Annotated in this window: 14 protein-coding genes and 1 tRNA gene; 10 read left to right on the forward strand and 5 right to left on the reverse strand. The window is 66.3% G+C overall.

Annotated elements, in window-relative coordinates; translation table 11 throughout:
• The first annotated feature begins 75 nt into the window (after positions 1-75).
• On the forward strand, positions 76-894 hold the full coding sequence (locus tag ACNI3Q_RS06530) for an LD-carboxypeptidase (RefSeq protein ID WP_426275029.1): 819 nt from the start codon (positions 76-78) through the stop codon (positions 892-894).
• Between the two features lie 268 nt (positions 895-1,162).
• Here the strand turns inward: ACNI3Q_RS06530 and ACNI3Q_RS06535 are convergent, their stop codons facing one another.
• Both ACNI3Q_RS06535 and ACNI3Q_RS06540 read right to left on the reverse strand, forming a co-directional pair.
• Entirely contained in the window at positions 1,163-2,317 is a 1,155-nt protein-coding gene (locus ACNI3Q_RS06535; protein WP_426275645.1) for an MFS transporter, read from the reverse strand.
• A gap of 213 nt (positions 2,318-2,530) precedes the next feature.
• The gene (locus tag ACNI3Q_RS06540; protein ID WP_426275031.1) at positions 2,531-3,556 is read right to left on the reverse strand and encodes a glycoside hydrolase family 43 protein; all 1,026 of its coding nucleotides are present in this window, start codon (positions 3,554-3,556) and stop codon (positions 2,531-2,533) included.
• Positions 3,557-3,716: 160 nt separating this feature from the next.
• On the opposite strand from ACNI3Q_RS06540, the gene thrS reads away from it, so the two are divergent.
• Complete coding sequence (thrS, locus tag ACNI3Q_RS06545) at positions 3,717-5,714, forward strand: threonine--tRNA ligase (RefSeq protein WP_426275033.1); 1,998 nt, start codon at positions 3,717-3,719, stop codon at positions 5,712-5,714.
• Here the strand turns inward: thrS and ACNI3Q_RS06550 are convergent.
• The gene (locus tag ACNI3Q_RS06550; RefSeq protein WP_426275035.1) at positions 5,680-7,155 is read right to left on the reverse strand and encodes an ArnT family glycosyltransferase; all 1,476 of its coding nucleotides are present in this window, start codon (positions 7,153-7,155) and stop codon (positions 5,680-5,682) included. The genes thrS and ACNI3Q_RS06550 overlap by 35 nt on opposite strands.
• A 346-nt stretch (positions 7,156-7,501) precedes the next feature.
• Between ACNI3Q_RS06550 and ACNI3Q_RS06555 the strand changes: the two genes are divergently transcribed.
• From ACNI3Q_RS06555 to ACNI3Q_RS06565, 3 genes are all read left to right on the forward strand, one after another.
• The gene (locus ACNI3Q_RS06555; RefSeq protein ID WP_426275037.1) at positions 7,502-8,251 is read left to right on the forward strand and encodes a hypothetical protein; all 750 of its coding nucleotides are present in this window, start codon (positions 7,502-7,504) and stop codon (positions 8,249-8,251) included.
• Between the two features lie 177 nt (positions 8,252-8,428).
• A complete protein-coding gene (infC, locus tag ACNI3Q_RS06560) occupies positions 8,429-8,950 on the forward strand; it encodes a translation initiation factor IF-3 (protein ID WP_260020954.1) in 522 nt (173 codons plus the stop codon).
• Positions 8,951-9,062: 112 nt separating this feature from the next.
• Positions 9,063-9,137 (forward strand) — tRNA-Thr (locus tag ACNI3Q_RS06565).
• Between the two features lie 112 nt (positions 9,138-9,249).
• Here the strand turns inward: ACNI3Q_RS06565 and ACNI3Q_RS06570 are convergent.
• A complete protein-coding gene (locus ACNI3Q_RS06570; RefSeq protein ID WP_426275040.1) occupies positions 9,250-11,409 on the reverse strand; it encodes a TonB-dependent siderophore receptor in 2,160 nt (719 codons plus the stop codon).
• A gap of 145 nt (positions 11,410-11,554) precedes the next feature.
• Between ACNI3Q_RS06570 and ACNI3Q_RS06575 the strand changes: the two genes are divergently transcribed.
• From ACNI3Q_RS06575 to ACNI3Q_RS06585, 3 genes are read left to right on the forward strand one after another with little or no spacing between them, the layout of a single operon-like run.
• Positions 11,555-12,283, forward strand: coding sequence for an ABC transporter ATP-binding protein (locus ACNI3Q_RS06575; RefSeq protein ID WP_426275042.1), 729 nt, complete (start codon positions 11,555-11,557; stop codon positions 12,281-12,283).
• On the forward strand, positions 12,280-13,728 hold the full coding sequence (locus tag ACNI3Q_RS06580; protein WP_426275044.1) for an ABC transporter permease: 1,449 nt from the start codon (positions 12,280-12,282) through the stop codon (positions 13,726-13,728). Before ACNI3Q_RS06575 ends, ACNI3Q_RS06580 begins: the two co-directional genes overlap by 4 nt.
• Positions 13,725-14,981 (forward strand): ABC transporter permease, encoded by a 1,257-nt coding sequence (locus tag ACNI3Q_RS06585; protein ID WP_426275046.1) that lies wholly within the window; start codon positions 13,725-13,727, stop codon positions 14,979-14,981. Before ACNI3Q_RS06580 ends, ACNI3Q_RS06585 begins: the two co-directional genes overlap by 4 nt.
• 69 nt (positions 14,982-15,050) lie before the next feature.
• Here ACNI3Q_RS06585 and ACNI3Q_RS06590 read toward each other — a convergent pair whose 3' ends face one another.
• Complete coding sequence (locus ACNI3Q_RS06590) at positions 15,051-17,534, reverse strand: TonB-dependent receptor domain-containing protein (RefSeq protein WP_426275048.1); 2,484 nt, start codon at positions 17,532-17,534, stop codon at positions 15,051-15,053.
• Between the two features lie 264 nt (positions 17,535-17,798).
• On the opposite strand from ACNI3Q_RS06590, the gene ACNI3Q_RS06595 reads away from it, so the two are divergent.
• Together ACNI3Q_RS06595 and ACNI3Q_RS06600 are read left to right on the forward strand one after the other, a co-directional pair.
• Complete coding sequence (locus ACNI3Q_RS06595; RefSeq protein ID WP_426275050.1) at positions 17,799-19,034, forward strand: MFS transporter; 1,236 nt, start codon at positions 17,799-17,801, stop codon at positions 19,032-19,034.
• An 18-nt stretch (positions 19,035-19,052) separates the two neighbouring features.
• Positions 19,053-20,237, forward strand: a complete 1,185-nt coding sequence (locus tag ACNI3Q_RS06600) for a glycoside hydrolase family 68 protein (RefSeq protein WP_426275052.1) — start codon at positions 19,053-19,055, stop codon at positions 20,235-20,237.
• The last annotated feature ends 66 nt before the right edge of the window (positions 20,238-20,303 follow it).

Consider the following 20,303-nt stretch of genomic DNA (forward strand, 5'->3'; position numbering starts at 1 on the left):
GGCTATCGGGGGAATGGATGGGGGGCAAGGCATGGCCCGCCCGTTCCGGTGAATTGAGGCAGGGAGCGGTTGGAGATGCGCATCGGGGTCGTCGCACCGGCGCGAAGGGTCAGCGAGGAAGGGTCGTTGCGGATGCGGGCGTTCATGGCGCTGCATTTTCCCGCGCATGACCTGATCTTTCACCCGCAATGCTTTACGGAGGCCGGGCATTTTGCCGGGACCGACGAGCAGCGGGCGGCGGCGTTCCTGGATTATGCCAATGATCCGTCGATCGATGCCATCTGGTTTGCGCGCGGCGGATACGGGTCGAACCGCATCCTGGACCGGGTGATCCCCGAACTGAACGATGCAGCGCGGGCCAAGACCTATATGGGATTTTCCGACATGGGGTTCCTGCTGGGTGCGCTCTATGCCCGGCGGATCGGACGGCCGGTTCATGCCAGCATGGCCAGCAGCCTGGGCCGCAACGATGCGGGCGAGGGCGCCGGATGGGCGCTGGGCTGGCTGATCGACCGGGATCGGCGCGCGCTGGAGCCGAGCCTGGCCGACGGACGGCCGGCGGCGGCATTCAACCTGGCCATCCTGGCGGCGATGATCGGCACGCCGTGGCTGCCCGACCTGACCGACCATGTCCTGATGATCGAGGAGGTGGACGAACCGCTGTACCGGATCGACCGGATGCTGTTCCAGGTCGCCAATGCCACCCAGCTGAAGGGGATTGCGGGCATCCGGCTGGGCGCGGTGACGGCGGTGGTCGAAAATGACGTGCCGTTCGGCGAAAGCGTGGAGCAGATCGTCGAGCGATGGTGCCGGGCGATGGAGGTGCCGTTTCTGGGCCGGGCCGAGATCGGCCATGTCGAATTGAACCGCGTGGTGCCGTTCGGCGTGGCGTGACCGGTTGACAGTTTTGGCACAAAAAGCGGGTTTTTGATCGCCAACCGGGGCCATGCGCCAGCAAGGCGGCGGCACTGCGCCACCCGCGTCGCAAGGGCACGACGGCGACGCGACACCAGCGCGACAGGACGGCGTCGCCCGTGCGACAGACGCGACACCGAAGCGATGCGCACGCAACAGGCCGCTGTCGGTGAATGGGGCAGGGATGCCGGGTACATCCCGCCATTCAACCTGCTCAAATCCTACATTGCGAGGATTTTCTGGTGGATCAGCAGCACTGGGTCGCAGGGCGGGTGACGGGGGTTGCCGCCCCACGCCGTCCCAGGAACAGCGACAGGCCGAAGATGGCAAGGCCGCCGAGCGCGAGGCCCGCGCCGACCCAGCCGGTCGAGGTCCAGCCATAGCCCGCCGCGATGGCCGCGCCGCCGAGCAGCGGGCCAAGGGCATTGGCGACGTTGAACGCGCTGTGGTGCAGGGCCGCGGCCAGCGTCTGCGCCTCGCCCGCCACGTCCATCAGCCGCGTCTGCAGCACGCTGCCCAGGCCCCCGCCCATGCCGATCAGGAACACCGACAGCGACAGCGTGACGATATCGCCCGCCGCAAAGGGATAGAGCGCCAGCGTCGCCGCGCTCCACAGGAGGAGGCCGATGACGGTTGGTACCAGCGCCCGGTCGGCCAGCCAGGCCGCGCCCAGATTGCCGATCATCATGCCGGTGCCAAACACCGCGAGCACGGCCGGCACCCATGCGGCGGAAACGCCCGTCACCTCGATCATCGTGGAGGCGACATAGGTATAGACGGCGAACATGCCGCCAAAGCCGATCGCGCCGACGCCAAGGGTCAGCCACACCTGGGCTTTTCGCAGGGCAGCCAGTTCGCGCAGCGGGCTGGCCCCCGCCTGCGGCCGATCCTGCGGGGCGAAGCGCCAGACCATCGCGGCGGTGATCAGCGCGAGCACCGCGACGATGCCAAAGCCCCAGCGCCAGCCCAGCCACTGACCCAGCAGATTGGCGGCGGGCACGCCGATGATCGTCGCAACGGTCAGGCCCGACAGGACGAGCGCCACCGCCTGTGCCCGGCGATTGGCGGGGACAAGCCCGGCGGCGACCAGCGCGGCAACACCGAAATAGGCGCCGTGCGGCAGGCCGCTGAGAAAGCGGAACACCAGCATCCAGGTGTAATCCGGGGCAAAGGCGGACAGGCCGTTGGCAAGCGCGAACACCGCCATCAGGCCGATCAGCAGGGTGCGCCGCGCCACGCGGGCCGACAGGACGGCGATGACCGGCGCGCCGACGACGACGCCCAGCGCATAGGCGCTGATCACATGACCGGCGGTCGGTGCATCAATGCCCAGCCCTTCGGCGAAATAGGGCAGCAGGCTCATCGCGGCGAATTCGGTCGTGCCGATGGCAAAACCGCCCATCGCCAGCGCCAGCATCACCAGCGCGACGGGCGGGGTGCGGGCGGCGGGCAAGGCCGTGGCCGTGGAGGGAGCGGACGAATGGGGGGCGGTCATGGCCGAAACTCTGCTGCAATGCACAATCGCGGCAGATGGTAGCGGTCACAACCGATGGCAAGGGCCGAAAGCCGCGGATACGTATGCGCGCGAACCGCAGGGCGCGGCCCCCCGATGCGATCAGATCAACGGGCCGTTGGCGACAGGTTCGCCGAAATCGGGGGTGCCGTCGGGGCGGTACCGGATCGGTTGCACCCGCGCATGGCGATTGGGGTCGAACAGGGGATTGCCCGCAATCTCCCGATAGTCCCGGCCGTGATAGACGAGGAGGTCGCGCGCCCGTTCGTCCACGACAAAGCTGTTATGGCCGGGGCCATAGACGCTGTTCCGATCCGACGAGGCGAACACCGGGACAGGCGATTTGGCCCAGTTGCCCGCGTCCATGATGTCGGCATCGGCGCGGGCGGTGAGCATTCCCATGCAGTAGCGCGCATCCGTGGCGCTGCCCGAATAGGTGAGGAACAGGCGGCCGTTGCGGGCGAGGACGGCCGGTCCCTCTGCCACCTTGTATCCCTGTACCTCCCATTCCAGCGTCGGCACAGTGAGGCGCACCGGCTGCGCGGCCAGCGTGGTCGGCGTGTCGATGGGCGCCAGATAAAGGTTGCTGTTGGTGGCGATGCCCGGTTCGGTCTGTGCCCAGCACAGATAGCGCCGGCCGCGATGCGCAAAGCTGGTACAGTCGAGCGTGAAGGTGTCCCATGGCGTTTCAAGCTGGCCGAGCAGCGACCATTTGGCGTTGGTCGGATTGCTGTCGGACGAGGCAAGGACATAGGTGCGGATGCGGAATTTCTGATCCCCGTCGCCGGCGGCGAAATAGATGTGCCAGCGGCCGTCGAAGAAATGCAGTTCCGGCGCCCAGATATAACCGGCCATCCGCCCGCTGGCCGGGCGTTGCCAGATCACGACCTCTGGCGCTGTGGCAAGGCCCGCGATGGTGCGCGCCCGGCGCAGGACGACCCGGTCATATTCGGGGACCGATCCGGTGAAATAATACCATCCGCCCTGGCGCAGGATGTGCGGATCGGCGCGTTGCAGGACCAGGGGGTTTGCCGCCCGCGCCCTGGCGGCCGCAGCCGCGCCGGTGGATGTAGCGCCCATGCCGACCGGCAGGGCGAGCCCGGCGGCAAGAACTTCCCTGCGCCGCATGATGAAATCCGCTCCCATATCGTGACTGTGCCGCGTCGGGCCGCAAGGGGCAAGGTTTGTCGGACAAATGCAGGGTTCAAACAGCCTGCTTGCCACTTTGCCCCGCGCGCGGGCATAAGCCGCGCGATTTATCCACAGTGCAACGAAAAGGGTTTCCCCCGTGTCCGAGATGTTCCGCATTACGCTGCCCGACGGTTCCGTCCGCGAGGTAGCCCCGGGGACTACCCCGGCGGACATTGCCGCCGCGATCGGGCCTGGCCTTGCCAAGGCTGCGATGGCCGCGCGCGTCGATGGCGAAGTGCGCGACATCATGCGGCCCTTTGACGGGGATGCACAGCTTGCGCTGATCACCGCCCGGGACGAGGCGGATGCGCTGGAACTGGTGCGGCATGATTATGCGCACATTCTGGCCGAGGCGGTGCAGGCGCTGTTCCCCGGCACGCAGATCACGTTCGGCCCGGCGACGGACGACGGCTTTTATTATGACGTGAAGGCCCCGGCGACGCGCGAACCGTTCGGCATGGACGACCTGCCCGCCATCGAGGAAAAGATGCGGGAGATCATCCGCGCCGACAAGCCGCTCAGGCGCGAGGTGTGGAGCCGCGAGGCGCTGATCGAGAAGTGGCGGGCCGAGGGCGAGACGTTCAAGGCGGAATGGGCCGCCGAACTGCCCGAGGGCGAGGAGCTGACCGTTTACTGGTCCGGCGGCGACTGGCTGGACATGTGCCGGGGGCCGCACCTGGCCAGCACGGGCAAGGTTGCGGCGGATGCGTTCAAGCTGACCCGCGTGTCGGGCGCATATTGGCGCGGCGATCAGAAGAATGCGCAGCTGACGCGCATCTATGGCACCGGCTGGCTGAACAAGAAGCAGCTCGACGCGCATCTGACCAAGCTGGAGGAAGCGGCCAAGCGCGACCATCGCCGGCTGGGCGCGGAGATGGACCTGTTCCACCTGCAGCAGGAGGCGCATGGCAGCGTCTTCTGGCACCCCAAGGGGTATCTGATCTGGCGCGAGCTGGAGGCGTATATGCGCCGCGCGATCGACGCCGCCGGATACCGCGAGGTCAAGACGCCGCAGGTGATGGACGCGCGCCAGTGGGAACAGTCCGGCCATTGGGGCAAGTATCGCGAGAACATGTTCGTCATTCCCGACGAGGTGCCGAACGTCGATGACGAAGGGCCGATCGTTTCCGACGATGCGGACTGGATGGCGCTGAAGCCGATGAACTGTCCGGCGCACGTCCTGATCTTTCGTCAGGGGATCAAGTCGTACCGCGACCTGCCGATGCGGTTGTATGAGAATGGCTGCTGCCACCGCAACGAGCCGCACGGCGCGCTGCACGGCCTGATGCGGGTGCGCCAGTTCACGCAGGACGATGCTCACATCTTTTGCCGCGAGGATCAGATCGTCGCCGAGGTGCAGGCGTTCTGCGAACTGGCCGACCGCATCTATCGCGATTTCGGCTTTACCTATTCCATCAAGCTGGCGCTGCGCCCCGAAAAGCGGTTCGGCAGCGAGGAGATGTGGGACAAGGCCGAGGCGGAACTGCGCGATGCCGTGGTACGTGCCGGGCTGGCGACCGAGCAATATGGCTGGGAGGAACTGCCGGGCGAGGGGGCGTTCTATGCCCCCAAGCTGGAATGGCACCTGACCGACGCGATCGGGCGGACGTGGCAGGTCGGCACGATCCAGTCGGACCGCGTGCTGCCCGAGCGGCTGGACGCCAGCTATGTCGCCGAGGATGGCGAGCGGCACCGGCCGGTGATGCTGCACCGCGCGATCTTTGGCAGCTATGAGCGGTTCATCGGCATCCTGATCGAGCATTTCGCAGGGCGTCTGCCGGTGTGGCTTGCCCCGGTGCAGGCGGTGGTGGCGACGATCGTTTCGGACGCCGACGACTATGCGCGCGAAGTTGCCGAGGCGCTGAAGGCGGCGGGCATCCGCACCGATACCGACCTGCGCAACGAAAAGATCAATTACAAGGTGCGCGAACACTCGCTGGCCAAGGTTCCCAATCTGGTGGTCGTCGGCAAGCGCGAGGCGGAGGAGCGCACCGTGGCGCTGCGCGTGCTGGGCGGTGAGGGACAGAAGGTCATACCGCTGGACGATCTGGTCGCGCTGATCAGCGGCGAGGCGACACCGCCGGACCTGCGCTGAGCACGCACATCGCATAAACCGGCGGCGGTGCCACGAACAGGTGCCGCTGGCGAAGCCAGCCGATCGCGCCGCCCGGTTGCCGCTGCTGAAGCCAGCTGCGTTCGACCCGCCAGCCGCCGAAACCGGCTGCTGTTGCGGCGTCGGCACATCCGCGTTCGCCGATCAGCAGCACCCGGCCGTGTCGCTGACCCGGATCGGCCAGTGGCAGCGCCCGGACCGCGGGCACGAGCGCCAGGAACCGGGCCGTGCGCGCCTCGACAAACAGGGGTGCCGGCGTCTCTTCGATCCAGCGCGGGGCGGCTGCGGCCTGATCCCGCAGCCCCGCCCGGTCATGGACGGCCGCCAGCCCCTTGAGCAGGATCAGCGCGCCGATCACCACCGTCAGGCTGCGATAGCGGGGCCAGAGCCGGACGGCGAGGATGCCGAAGAACAGGCTGGCCGTCGCGGCGACAGGCAGGAACATCCGCGGCTTGGGATCGACCGCCAAGCCATAGGTCAGCACGGCGAACCACAGGATCGCCATCGCCGCGAACAGCCTGAGCACGCGCTCTGCACGGCCCGAGGCACGCAGCCAACCCGGGTGGAGCAGCGCCAGCGCAGCCCCGCCCAGCAGGGTGATCGACACGCCGGGGTGCAGCACGAAGTTCAGCAGGCCGTCGATCAGCCAGTGCACCTCAATCCCCAGCGGCCGACGCCATCCCCCGATATATTCCGGGTTGAACAACGGGCTGTGCGACGGATCGACGCCCGGCAGCAATTCGGTGGACGGGATGGTCGTGTGGCCGAGCGACAGCCGCCATGGCAGCAATGGATCGCCGGCGGCGATTCCATAAATGACGGCTTCTGCCATGCTGGGCAGGGCCGCTGCGCCGATCAGCGGCAGGAAAAACCGGCGATCGGCGGGGCGCAGCAGCGTCAGACCGGCCAGCGGGAGCAGCGCCAGCGCGGTCGGCCGCGCTTGAATGGCCAGGCCGACGGCCAGCCCGGCGGCGATCGCCCAGCGTTGGCGGCGGTCGTCCATCAGCCGGACCGCGCACCCCATGGCAAGCAGCGTGAACGCCAGTTCCGGCATGTCGATGTTGAGTTCGGTCATCCCGCTGGTGAACACGGGCGTGAGCGCAAGCGTCGACCCGGCGATGATGCCCGCCCGCGCCCCCGCCACCTGCCGCACCAGATCGGTCAGCAGGGCAAGCGCCGCCAGCGCATAGGCCAGCGGCGCGGCGGCAAGCGCCAGCTGCCCCTCGCCCAGCAGGCGCAGCGACAGACCTGTCGGCAGCACGATCGGCCAGCGCCGCCACCAGTGATCGATGGGCAGGCACGCGCCATGTTCCGACGCGCATCGCGCCGCGACCAGATAATGATATCCATCGCCGCCCCCGCCCATATAGCCGGTCGGATTGATCGCCGCGAGGGCAAGCGCCAGCAGCAGCACGGCCAGCACCGGCACAATCCCGGATGATCGACCCGTTCGGACCGGGGACAGGGGGGCAGAAGGGGACAGGTGCTTTTCCTGAACGGCGACGGGCGGGTACCGGTGGGGTTAGTCCATCATGGCTAATGCCCGGTTAAGCGCCCCCGGCCTGTCCTGACCCGGCACTTGCCTGCAATCCTGCCAGTTTCCTGCGCACGCTCGCCCTGCTCGACGAGCGGCGACCACGGACGCCTGCGCCGAGCCAGTGGCGCCTGGGTCAGGGCCGCCATCCAATGAAGTCGGCGCCGAATGGGCACGAATGGGACGGTGCGCCGGACATGAAAGGTTTCAGTTATGTTAAGATTGTGCTCTACATTTGTTACAGATGCGAACACTCTCACCCGAATGGATCCTGCGTCGTCACCTTCAGATCATTCTGATCCTGGTCGCGGCCCATATTGTTGTCGGCATTTTCGCCGCGATGGGCCGTGCCGGGTTGCTGGGCATGTCGCGTCTGTTCCGGCTATCGGGTGAAGCCAATTTCCCCTCGCTGTTTTCCGCCGCGGCATTGTGTGCGTCCGGTGTCGTCGCGGGCGCGGTCGCGCGGCGGACCGAGGGGCATGCAAGGCTCGGCTGGAATCTGATCAGCGTCTTTTTCCTCATCCTCGCCGTCGACGAGGGTGTCAGCCTTCATGAACAGCTGAACCGGGTTGAGGCCTATCTGGACCCGCGGCTGTCGTTCAAACTGTTGGGGGTAAGCCTGTATCTGCTGGCAGGCCTGACCCTCGCCTGGTACCTGTTTGGCTGGTGGCGGACATTGCCCCGGCCATTGGGGCAACGCCTGGTCGGTGCGGCACTTCTCTTTGCTGTGTCGGCAGCGGGCGTTGAAGTCATCGAAATCCAGATCTTGACCAAGGCCGGTCTTGATGAGTTCTCCTGGCCCGCGACACTGCTGTTTGCGGTCGAAGAAGGGGGCGAGATGGTGGCGGGGGCGTTGTTTCTCCACATCTTCCTGACCCGCTTTGTCCAGCTTGGTGGCGGAACGATCGGGGTTTCGATCGTGGCGAACGATCACCGTCCGGAGCGGGAGCACGGGAAGGTGGAAGGGGTCACGCGCTTTTCCTGAACGGCGAAGGGCGGGATGCCCGTGCCATCGGGCCATCATGGCCAATGCCCGGTCAAGCATGCCCGCCCCGCTGTCCGCGGCGGCCCTTCTCATTTGCCGTGTTCAACGCTATGTATCGCGCCGAAGTGTAAGAACGAAGGAGCTGTTTCTATCCGTCCTCCCCTGACCCGGCGCTCCATGCAGGCGCCCGTACCGCTTAACGGCCCGCGGTATAATGAATTCATTCAGTCGCCCAAGGTGCGCGTCATCGACGAGAATGGCGAAAATCTCGGCGTCATGTACACGCGTGAGGCGATGGCCCAGGCCGCGGAGGTCGGGCTCGACCTGGTTGAGGTGTCCCCCAATGCGGACCCGCCGGTCGCCAAGTTCCTGGATGTCGGCAAGTTCAAGTACGAGGCCCAGAAAAAGGCCAACCTGGCCCGCAAGAGCCAGAAGACGCAGGAGATCAAGGAGATCAAGATGCGTCCGAACATCGACGATCATGATTATGATACGAAGATGAAGTCGATCCACAAGTTCCTGGGCGAAGGCGACAAGGTCAAGGTGACGCTGCGCTTTCGCGGCCGCGAGCTGAGCCATGGCCAGCTGGGCATGCGATTGTTGCAGCGGGTGCAGGAAGACTGCGCCGAGGACGGCAAGGTCGAAGCCTATCCCCGGATGGAAGGGCGCCAGATGCTGATGGTGCTCGCGCCGAAATGATTGCGGGGGGCCGGTGGTTCCCCCTGGCATTCCGTCTTGTCATCGCCTCGCTTGACAAGCGGCCATTCCCCGGCCCATAGCGCCGCCTCCACAGCGGCCCGTCCGTTGTCGTGCTGCCGTAGCTCAGTGGTAGAGCGCATCCTTGGTAAGGCTGAGGTCGCGAGTTCAATCCTCGCCGGCAGCACCATTTTCCCCGTGAAATGGCGAAGAAGATCCATGCGGCGCGTGCCGGGTATGGCCATGCCCGCAACCGGCGGGTCAGTGCCGGTCGCGGGATGCCGGTGGGACGGCGGCGCGAATCAGAAGCGGGAACGCAGCCCGACGGACGCGCTGCGCGGCGTGCCCGGCTGAACCCACAGCGTCGAATAGCTGTTGGCGTACCAATGTTCGTCGAACAGGTTGCTGATTTCGGCGAACAGCTCGGTATCCTTCACCAGCTCCACCTGCGTGAACAGGCGGACCAGGGTGTGCGAGGGCAGCGTGAAATCGGTGCCCGTTTCGCCCGCGCGCTTGCCGACATATTGGGCGTTGGCACCCAGCACGACACCGCGCTCGCCCAGCATGAACCGCTTGCTGGCCATCAGATTGAGCGTGTGGTCGGGAATGTTGATCAGCGGATCGCCGGGCCGGATCTGAAACGAGAAATTGGGATCGAGCACGGTCGAGCGCGCCTGTGCATCGACATAGGCATAGCTGAGCCGAACATCGACATCGCCGGGCAGCGTGCCGCCCAGATCAACCTCGACCCCCCGGCTGCGCGCGCGGCCGATGGCGACGGAGAAACCGGGGTTCGCCGTATCGCTGGCCAGCACATTGGCCTTGTCCATCTGAAACACCGCGACCGTGCCGGTCAGAGCGCCGCCAAGCAGGCTGAGTTTTGCGCCGCCCTCGACCGATTTGCTGGTTTCCGGATCGAAGATCGCGCCGCTGACATCAGTGCCGATATTGGCGCGGAACCCCTCACCATAGGTGGCATAGAGGCTGACCGCGTCGCCGAGTTCATAGACGGCGCCAACCTGCGGGCTCAGCCGGTCGGCCTTGCGGCTGGACAGGATGCCGGTGATCCGGTTGTCGGTCCGCAGCAGAAAGCTGTCATAGCGCGCGCCGACCCGCAGCTGCAGCCGGTCGGACAGTGTGATCTGATCCTGCACATAGCCGCCCGTGGCCCGCTGGACGTCCAGCCGGTCGTTCTGCGGTGCGGGCACCGGTGCGGGGAAGCGGCCATAGGCCGGGTTCAGGATGTCGAGGACATAGCCCGCCCGGTCGGACGGATTGCTGCTGAGCCCGGGCGGCCGGAAACGGCGGAAATCCTGATAATTGTTGAACTGGTCATGATCCGTGCCGATCAGCATGCGGTGCGTGAGCGCGCCCGTGTCGAACCGCCCCGCCAGTTCGGCGCGCAGGACGAAATGATCCGAATCATACAGCCGAGAGCGGCGCTGGCGCGACAGCGAGCGGCCGTCGCGAAACAGTTTCTGCCGCGAAGCGACGAGTTCCGGGTCGGACGAGGTGCCGGTCAGCAGCGTCTCGCGATAGCTGGCCCCCAGCGACAGGCTCCACGCATCGGAAAAATCATGCTGCAGGCGCAACTGATGCCCGGTCGCGCGGGCGACATGATCGCCGTCCCCCGGCTCGCCCAGATAGCGGGTGCGCGGCACGGTGTTGAAATCGCCGTTCAGGACGACGATGCCGCGATCAAACGGCACCGCGACGCGCGTCTTTTCAAGGTCGTAGGTCAGCCGGGTCCGCTCGCCCAGCCGGACGCCGACCGACGGAAGAAAGCCCCAGCGGTGCGTCCGGATGAACTGGCGGAAGCTGTCCGACCGCTCGGCATAGCCGATCAGGCGCACCGAAACCGGCCCGGCAACGGCCAGATTGACGTCGGCATCGCTGCGCCATCGGTCGAAACTGCCCGCCTGCAGCGACACGGTGCCGAACGTCTCGCCAATCTGGGCCTGTTTGGTGACCAGGTTGATGGTGCCGCCCGGTTCCCCCCGGCCGAACAGGGCGGCGGCCGGCCCCTTCAGCACCTCGACCCGCTCGATCCCGGCCGCATCGCGCTGGCCGCCAAAGCCGCGCCCGCCATTGAAGCCATTGACCAGAAAGCCGCTGGGCAGATTTTCGTCGCCCGCAAATCCGCGCACGGCAAAGGCATCCCACAGGCCGCCCAGCGTATTCTGACGAGCGACCGAGGCATCCAGATCAAGCGCGTCGGTCAGCCGCAGGATGTTGTTCCGCTCCAGCGTCGTGCCGTCGATCACGTCGATCGACTGGGGAATTTCCCTGAGCTGGAAATCGCCGCGATACGCCTGGCGCACGCCGGTGATGACGATGTCGTCCCCGCCCGGTGCCGCTTCGGCCTCCGCCACCGGATCGGCCGGTTCCGCCGCCCGGCCAGGCTGGCACCAGCCGGCGATGCCGGCGAGCAGGAATGTGCGGATCAATGCGCCCTTGGTCATTCGGAACCCCCATGTTGCGGCAGAAACCGGGGCCGCCCGGGCGGCCGGTCAGCGCGCGCTGATGCAGGAGCGATCGGCGCAAGTCAATGTCATGGTATATCATTCAAATTGACAGATCGGTTCGGGCCGTGTTGAGAGGGCGGCCATGACCAATTCCGATCCAATTCTGCCGGTCCAGGTCGCGGACCTTGTGGTGAAGCGCGGCGAGCGGACCATTATCGATCACCTGTCGCTGACTGTCGGCGCGGGCGAGATCTATGCGCTGCTGGGCGGCAATGGCGCTGGCAAGTCGACGACGCTGGCGACCCTGCTCGGCTTTCTGAAGCCGGTTTCGGGCAGCGTGCGGATCGACGGGATCGATCCGGGCGAGGCACCCGATGCGGCCCGGCGGCGCATCGCGTTCCTGCCGGAGAATGTCGCGCTGTACGATCATCTGACCGGGCGGGAGAATATCGATTATTTCCTGGCGCTGGCCGGCGATCCGCGCAGCACCGCGGAAAAGGAAGCCGCGTTCGATGCCGCCGGATTGCAAGTCGAAGCGCGCGGCCGGCGCGTCTCCGGCTTTTCCAAGGGGATGCGGCAAAAGGTGGCGATCGCGCTGGCCGTGGTGCGGCAGGTGCCGCTGCTGTTGCTGGACGAGCCGACATCGGGGCTGGACCCGCGCGCAACGGCGGATTTCAACGCGCTGCTGCGGCAGCTGCGCGAACGAGGCACGGCGATCCTGATGGTGACCCATGACCTGCTGGGCGCGGCCGATTGCGCCGACCGCATCGGCTTTCTGGACACCGGGCGCATCGTCGAGGAGGTGACGAGCGCGCAAGGATATGACGTCATGGCGCTGCACCGCCGATATGGCGAGGCACGGGCGGCGTGACGACGGGATTGAGGATCGCGCGCGACGAATGGCGGCTGATGCGGCGCAATCGCGTGGCGTCGCTGGCCATCCTGATGCTGATCGCGCTGTCGCTGGTCGCCGCGCTGACCGCGATTTCGCATCGCCAGGCAAGCGATGGCATCCGCAGCCGGTTTCAGGCGCAGGCCGATCAGGAGTTTGACGGTCAGCCGGCCCGCCATCCGCACCGCATGGTGCATTACGGCCATTTCGTGTTCCGCCCGCTGCCCGTGCTGGCCGGGTTCGATGCGGGCGTCGATGCCTTTACCGGATCGACCATCTTTCTGGAGGGGCACCGGCAGAACACGGCCAATTTCGGCGATGTGCGGCAAAGTTCGCTGCTGGTCCGCTTTGGCCAGCTGACCCCGGCATTCGTCCTTCAGGTGCTGGCGCCGCTGGTGCTGATCTTTGTCGGCTTTGGCGTGGTCGCGCGCGAGCGGGAACGGGGCACGTTGAAAATGCTGTATGCCCATGGGGTCAGCGCGTCGTCGGTGCTTGCCGGCAAGACGCTGGCGCTGGGCGGGGTGGCGCTGCTGCTCGGCCTGCCGGCCCTGGCGGCGCTGGCATGGATGACCATGGTCGGCGGCGCGCCCCCGGTCGAGGCGGCGGGGCTGGCGATCGGGCATGGCGTCTATCTGGCGGTCTGGGTGATCCTGGTCACCGCCGCCTCTGCCTTTGCAGGACAGGCGCGGGCGGCGCTGATCGCCCTGATCGGGCTGTGGGCGGTCACGGTGATCCTGTTGCCGCGCATTGCGACCGACATGGCGCTGGCCGCACGGCCGACCGCCAACCGGATTGAAACCGACGTCGCCATCCAGCGCGACCTGAGGCAGCTGGGCGACAGTCACAATCCCGACGACCCGCATTTCGATGCGTTCAAGCGGGCGACGCTGGCGCGGTTCGGCGTGTCGCGGGTCGAGGACCTGCCGTTCAATTATCGCGGGCTGCTGGCGCTGGAGGGCGAACGCCTGACCTCCGGCCTGTTCGACGCCTATGCGCGGCGGCAATTCGATGCGCAGCGCGATCAGTCCGGTACGGTCACCCTGATCGGCCTGTTGAGCCCGACCATTGCGCTGCGATCGCTGTCGATGGCGATGGCGGGCACCGATCTGGAAAGCCATCGGCGGTTCCTGACCCAGGCCGAACGCTATCGTTATGCCATCGTGCAGCAGCTCAACCGGCTGCAGGCGGTGTCCGTCACCTATGCCGATGACGGCGCGCGCAACAGCGATGTCGAGGCGGCCCGCCGGGTGCGCATCGACCCCGGCAACTGGCAGCAAGTCCCCGATTTCAGCTATCGCGGCACGACCACCGCCGAAAAACTGGCCGCCGCATTGCCCGCGATCGGCGTGCTGGCCGCTTGGCTGGTGCTGGCCGGCCTGTTCATGGCGCTGGCCCTGCGCCGCGTGGCGGAGGCGGGCCGATGACCCTGTGGCGGCATGAACTGCGCCTGTTCCTGCGTCAGCGCATGGCCCTGCCCGCGCTGGTGCTGACCCTGATCCTGGCCATGGCCAGCGTTGCGGCGGGGCTGGGCGAAATTGCCCGGCAAGAGGCGGCGATTGCCCGCATCCCCGCGCTGCAGCGGGAAGATGTCGGCGCCATTGCCGAGTTTGTCCTGCGCAAGGGGGATGCGGGCGATGCGGCCTATTACACCCCGCACGCGACCTGGGACCCGCCATCGCCGCTGGCCTTTGCCGCGATCGGCCAGCGCGATGTTGCGCCCTATATGCTGCGCGTCCGCGCCCTGGGGGTGGAGGGGCAGATTTACGATGGCGAACTGTACAATGCCGAACTGGCGCTGCCCGGCCGGTTCGACTGGGCATTCGTCCTTACGTACCTTACGCCGCTGATCCTGGTGGCGCTGCTGCACGACCTGGTGTCGGGCGAACGGGAAAGCGGGCGGATCACCCTGTTGCGGGCGATGGCGCGCAGCGAACGCGCGCTGTGGCTGCGCCGGATCGGGTTGCGGGTTGGCCTGGTCTATGCCGCGCTGATCCTGCCGCTGATCGTCGGGGCGGTGCTGTCGGGGGCGGGGTCATGGGACCTTGCGCGGATGATGGCCCATGCGCTTGGTTATTGCCTGTTCTGGACCGGCGTCATGCTGGCCATCGGGGCAGCCGGATGGTCGTCGGTCGCCAATGCAGCCACCGGCGCTGCCATGTGGTTCGGCACCACGCTGGTCCTGCCGGCGCTGGCCAATCTGGCGGTCAACGCGGCCATTCCCGTGCGGCAGGGGGTCGAGTTGACGCTGGCCCAGCGCGAGGCGGTGCATGGCGGCTGGGACCGGCCAAAGGATGCGACGATGGCCGCGTTCTTTCGCACGCATCCCGAATGGAGCGGTACGAGGCCGGTCGGCCTTGCCTTTCACTGGAAATGGTATTTCGCGTTTCAGCAGCTGGGCGATGAAAGCGTGGCCGGACAAAGCCGTGCCTATCGTGCCGCGCTGATCGATCGGGATCGCTGGACCCGAAGGCTCGGCTGGGTGTTGCCGACGGTGGGCATCCAGACGGCGACGCATCGCATCGCGCGTACCGACCTGACCGCGCAGATCGCGTATCAGGACCGGATCCGCGCCTATCACGCGGCGATCCGGCGGTTTTTCTATCCCTATCTGTTCAACGACGTGCCGTTCACCCGGGCCGATTTCGACCGGATCCCGAAATGGCAGCCGGGCGGCTGAGCCGCGCCTGATCCGGGGGTCATCCGGTCCGGGCCACGCAAGCGATGCGTGGCCCGGCCGGGCAGGGGATCAGAAGTCGAAGCGGACCGTTGCCAGCACGGTGCGGCCGGCGATGGACCGGGCGCGGACGATGCCATTGGCGGGAATCGACCCTTCCTCCGCCTCGGTATAGCCGGTGCTGTTGAACAGGTTGGTGGCATTCAGCCCCAGTTCGACCCGCTCGACGGGCCGCACGGCAAGGAATGCGTTCACCTGAGCATAGGCGGGCAGTTCCAGCTGATTGTCGTCCTGTGCATAGCTGGCGGTCGTACCGATCACGTTGGCACCCAGCGTGAAGACGTCCGACCGGTACTGGGCCGTTGCCTGATACACCAGATCGGCCTGACGCCGCGGCTTGTTGCCGACAACGGCTGCATTCAGCGATTCGACGATTTCCGCATCGGTCCAGGTGGCACCGGCGGACAGGTTGAACGGCCCGGTGGTGTAGCTGCCTTCCAGTTCGATGCCATAGGCCTTGTACCGGTTGTCGAACAGCTCCAGCGGCGCGATTTCGACGTTCGTTTCGGCGGTTTCGGCATAAAAGCCGGTGGCATAGAGGCCAAAGCCGTTGGCCCGGTATTTCAGGCCCAGCTCAAGCTGATCCACCGTTGCGACCACGCCCTGATCGCCGCCCGGCGTGCCGCCATCGACAGTGCTGATCGCGGGGGTGAACAGGCTGCGATCGGCGGTGTGGCGGCCGCCCTGGCTGTACCGGGCAAAGACGCCCAGATCGTCGGTCAGCAGGTAGTTGGCGCCCAGCGAGAACGAGAAATAGTCGAAATCGTAATTGACCGGCCGCGCAGCGCCCAGCGGCAGCACCGCCGTCTGCCGTTCGGCAATGCTGATCACGCCGTCATTGTTGATGTCGACCGCCGCAATCCCCGCGCCAAACCCGGTTTCCGCGCCGGTGATGGAGCCATCGGCATTGCCGAAGTCATAGCGGACGCTGGCGTCCAGCGTCAGGCGGTCGAGCTTCGTCGACAGCGACGCGAACGGCGCATAGGTGCTGTAGGCCACGTCATAGCTGCGGCGGCAGCAATTGCCGAACGCAGCCGCGCTGTATCCGGGAACGCCATTCTGGGTGACGCGGGTGCCGTCGGCGCGCAGGATGTCGACCAGCACGGAATCGCCATTGCCCTGCACCGTCTGGACATGGGACGTCCACAGCCAGTCGGTGTTCACATCCTGACGCGAGAAGTAAAAGCCGCCGGTCAGCGTTGCCGTGGCACCGCCCAGGTCCAGATCCTTTGCCACGCGGAAATCATTGGTGACATTGTCCAGGCTGTTCAGCCGGGTGTTGAACACCACGACATTGGTGAGCAGGCCATTGCCGCCGATCGACGCCGCATTGGCGGCATTGCCGGTTTCCGGGCCCGATGCGAAGCGGATCGTCGCGCCCGGGCCGCCGATGCCGTTGGCGATTTCCTGTGCCGAGCCCACCGCCGCGGGGAAGGGCGAGAGGAAGCCGCCGCTATTGTCGGCAAAGCGGAACCGGTTGGTCAGCGTCCAGCCCGAACCCACTTCCACCTGCGATTCGATGCCAAGCGCCAGGCTGCGCACGGACAGGCCGTCGCGATAGTCGTAGGTGGCGGGATTGTTGTTGCCATCCAGCGTCAGGACGGGCGGCAGGAACCGGCTGTACAGCGATCCGGTGCGCGGATCGAACCCGGGCAGGCCGCGATATTCGGGGCTGCCATTGCTGCCCGTCACCTGAACCGGCTGGGGCAGGATGGTCGGCGTCGTGTCGTCCAGATACTTGGCCGAAAGGCGGATATAGCCATTGGCGAACGACTTGGTCAGGTTCGCCTTGATCTGCCCGCCATTATAGCCGTTGTAGCCGATGTCCCGCGGCCCTTCGCCGGTCCGGTAGAAGCCGCCGACATGGAAGGTGAGGTCCTGGGCAATCGGGGCGCCATAGTCGAAATCGATGCGATAGGTTTCGAAGTCCAGGCCGACGGTACCCTGAATCGCGCCGCCCTCGCTCGTGCCGGTTTTCGAGATGAAGTTGATGACCGCACCCGGCGCGTTGGACGCAAAGGTGGAGGCGGAACCGCCGCGCACTGCCTCGACACGGGCGACATTGCGGTCGGCGCGCAGGAAATTGTCGGCATTGCCGAACACGATGTCGCCGAATTCAAGGATGGGCAGGCCATCTTCCTGAAGCTGGATATAGCGTGCGCCGCCGGTCGATACCGGCAGGCCGCGCACGGCGATGTTCGCATTGCCCTCACCGCCCGACGCTTCGGACCGGATGCCGGGAATCTGACGGATCAGGTCGGCGGAAGAGGGCGGGTTCAGCCGGACCAGGTCCTCGCTGCTGATCGAGCTGACCGAGATCGAGCTTTCCAGGCGGTTCTGGCCGCGGGCGACGGCGGTGACGATGATCGCCTCATCCTCGGCGGCCGCATCGGCCGGGGCGGCGACGGCGGCCGCATCCGAAACTTCCTGGGCATGGGCGGGGATCGCAAGTGCGCAGATCGCTGCGGTGGCACATAGTGCTGACCGGACGGTCATAATCTCTCTCCTCACAGACCGGGCTTATGCCCTTGACCGTATCAGCTATCGCCGCTGCAATGGATTGCAAAACAAAAATTGCAACCGATTGCATGAGGCGGATCGCTTGTTGCCGAAATGCCACATCCGTACTATTCCGGGGGTTGTCGGCCCAAAACCCGTCCGAAGTCCAAGCCTGTGCCTGATTTCCTGCAATCGGTTGCAACCAATCTCGATTTCTGCTTTCCCTGTGGCAGGAGCAGGATAACAGGCCAGAGCAGAACCATGACAAACGCCGCCAATCCGGGATGGTCATCGAACCGAATCCTGAAGTTGCTGATCTTTCTGATGTTCGCGGCGTTCGCGATGACGACCGATTCGGTCGGCACCGTCATCCCCAGCATCATCAGGGAATTCCAGCTTGGCCTGACCGCGGCCGGATCCTTTCATTACGCCACCATGAGCGGCATCGGCATTTCCGCCCTGTTCCTGGGCTTTCTGGCCGACCGGCTGGGCCGCAAATGGACGATCCTGATCGGTCTTGGCCTGTTCGGGCTGTCATCGGCCGCCTTTGCGGTGGGGCATGATTTCACGCTGTTCGTCGTCCTGTTGTTCCTGTCGGGTCTGGGCATCGGCATCTTCAAGTCCGCGGCGCTTGCGCTGATCGGCGATATTACCGGTTCGACGCGGGAACACGCATCGACCATGAACCTGGTCGAGGGGTTTTTCGGCACGGGCGCGATCATCGGCCCGGCCATCGTCGCCTATTCGATCCAGCAGGGCGCAAGCTGGAAATGGGTGTATCTGATCGCCGCGATGCTGTGCCTTGTGCTGATTGCCGGCATGGTCGCAACGCCGGTCCGCAGGCATGAAGTGCGGGCCGAGGCGCCGGCCAGCGCCGGACAGTCGCTGGCGTTGCTGCGCGATCCGGCGACCTGGATCATCGGTGTCGCCCTGATGCTGTATGTCGGGGCAGAGGCCGCGATCTATGTCTGGGCGCCCACCTATTTCACGGGCTATGACGGATCGCTGGCCGTGCTTGCCGGCTATGTCGTCTCCATCTTCTTCGTGCTGCGTGCCGCCGGGCGCTTTGTCGGTGCCTGGTTGCTGGCCCGCCATGACTGGAAACGGGTCATCGCGATCTGCAGCACGGGCATGGCGGCGCTGTTCGTCATCGCCCTGATCGGCGGGCGCGACGTTGCGGTGGTTGCGCTGCCCGCGACGGGCATTTTCATGTCGGTCATCTATCCCACGCTCAATTCGACGGGGATCAGCTGTTTCGAGCGGGACCGCCACGGCTCCATCGCCGGGCTGCTGCTGTTCTTTACCTGTGTCAGCGCGGTGCTGGCACCACTGGCGATGGGTGTGGTCGGCGACCTGTTCGGCGCTGAATACACCATCGTGCTGGGCGGCCTGTTCGCCGTGGCACTTGCCCTTCTGGCGCTGTGGACGCTGCGCCGCGACCCGCTGGGCGCGCGCCTCGATGCCCGCAACCAGTCCATCCCATCCGAAGCCCATTGATAAGGCCAGCCCGATCCCATGTCCCCTTCCAGCGCACAATCCGATTCGACCAAGGCGACGACACCCCTGTCCGGCACGGGAACGCCGCGCGTGAGCCATTGGAATGCCGACATGGTTGCGCGCATCGGTGAGGGTGCGTCCGCCCCCCGGCTGATCGAGGAAGCGGATATCCAGCGGATTTCCGACGATCTGGACATCTGGGACGCATGGCCGGTGCAGGATCGCGACGGCGCCCCGGCCCGGATCGGCGGCAATGGCGATACGCTGTGGATGGCGCTGGGCGCGCCGCGGTTCGATGATCCGGACGAGCGGCACGGCCATGCCCGCATTCACCTGTTGCTGCACAGGGCAGGGAAGTGGCAGCCGCTTGGCCCGGCCATGCCCGACGGATTTTCGCCGGGCAGCCGCGAATGGTCCGGTTCGGCCGTACTGGAGGATGACGGGCACACGCTGCTGCTCTATTTCACCGCGACCGGACGCCGGGGGGAGGTGACCGAGAGTTTCGAACAGCGCCTGTTCACGGCCACCGCAACGCTGACCGGGGCTGCGGACGGCTATGCGCTGACCGACTGGCGGGCGCTGCGCGAAATCGTGTCGCTGGACCCCGCCCACTATATGCCCACGACCGGACCGGGCGGCGGTGTGGGCACGATCAAGGCGTTTCGTGACCCGGCCTATTTCCTGGACCGCGACACTGGCCTGCACCACCTGTTCTTTGCCGGATCGCAGGCGGGATCGTCGTCGCCCTATAACGGCGTGATCGGTTCGGCGCAGTCCGATGACGGCGAGCAATGGGTGCTGACCGCGCCCCTGCTGAGCGCGGATGGGCTGAACAACGAGCTGGAGCGGCCGCATGTCGTTCGCCGCGACGGGCGATATTATCTGTTCTGGTCGACACAGCGCCATGTGTTCAATCCCGAAGGCCCGGCCGGGCCGACCGGCCTGTACGGGGCGGTGGCCGATTCGCTGGCGGACGGGCAGTGGCGGCCGATCAATGGCACCGGCCTCATCTTCATGAACCCCGGCGATGCGCCGCGTCAGGCATATAGCTGGCTGGTGCTGCCGGACCTGTCGGTCATCAGTTTCATCGACGATTGGGGGATGGGAGAGCGGACCGGACCCGATCGCCGGTTCGGCGCGACCTTTGCCCCGACGCTGCGCCTGTGGGTCGATGGCGACCGGGCAGGGCTGGCGCAGGAATGATCGCCGCGCGGTCCGCCCCCGTGCCGCGCCGCTTGATCGCCCCGACCCGCAGCCTAAAAGCGGTGC

This window comes from Sphingomonas eleionomae (genome assembly GCF_049889035.1).
GTDB lineage: Bacteria > Pseudomonadota > Alphaproteobacteria > Sphingomonadales > Sphingomonadaceae > Sphingomonas.

Coding starts and splice junctions, on each gene's coding strand:
- ACNI3Q_RS06530 (WP_426275029.1), top strand. CDS start 76: ATGCGCATCGGGGTCGTCGCACCGGCGCGAAGGGTCAGCGAGGAAGGG.
- ACNI3Q_RS06535 (WP_426275645.1), bottom strand. CDS start 2,317: ATGGGCGGTTTTGCCATCGGCACGACCGAATTCGCCGCGATGAGCCTG.
- ACNI3Q_RS06540 (WP_426275031.1), bottom strand. CDS start 3,556: ATGCGGCGCAGGGAAGTTCTTGCCGCCGGGCTCGCCCTGCCGGTCGGC.
- infC (WP_260020954.1), top strand. CDS start 8,429: ATGCAGGCGCCCGTACCGCTTAACGGCCCGCGGTATAATGAATTCATT.
- ACNI3Q_RS06570 (WP_426275040.1), bottom strand. CDS start 11,409: ATGACCAAGGGCGCATTGATCCGCACATTCCTGCTCGCCGGCATCGCC.
- ACNI3Q_RS06575 (WP_426275042.1), top strand. CDS start 11,555: ATGACCAATTCCGATCCAATTCTGCCGGTCCAGGTCGCGGACCTTGTG.
- ACNI3Q_RS06585 (WP_426275046.1), top strand. CDS start 13,725: ATGACCCTGTGGCGGCATGAACTGCGCCTGTTCCTGCGTCAGCGCATG.
- ACNI3Q_RS06590 (WP_426275048.1), bottom strand. CDS start 17,534: ATGACCGTCCGGTCAGCACTATGTGCCACCGCAGCGATCTGCGCACTT.
- ACNI3Q_RS06595 (WP_426275050.1), top strand. CDS start 17,799: ATGACAAACGCCGCCAATCCGGGATGGTCATCGAACCGAATCCTGAAG.
- ACNI3Q_RS06600 (WP_426275052.1), top strand. CDS start 19,053: ATGTCCCCTTCCAGCGCACAATCCGATTCGACCAAGGCGACGACACCC.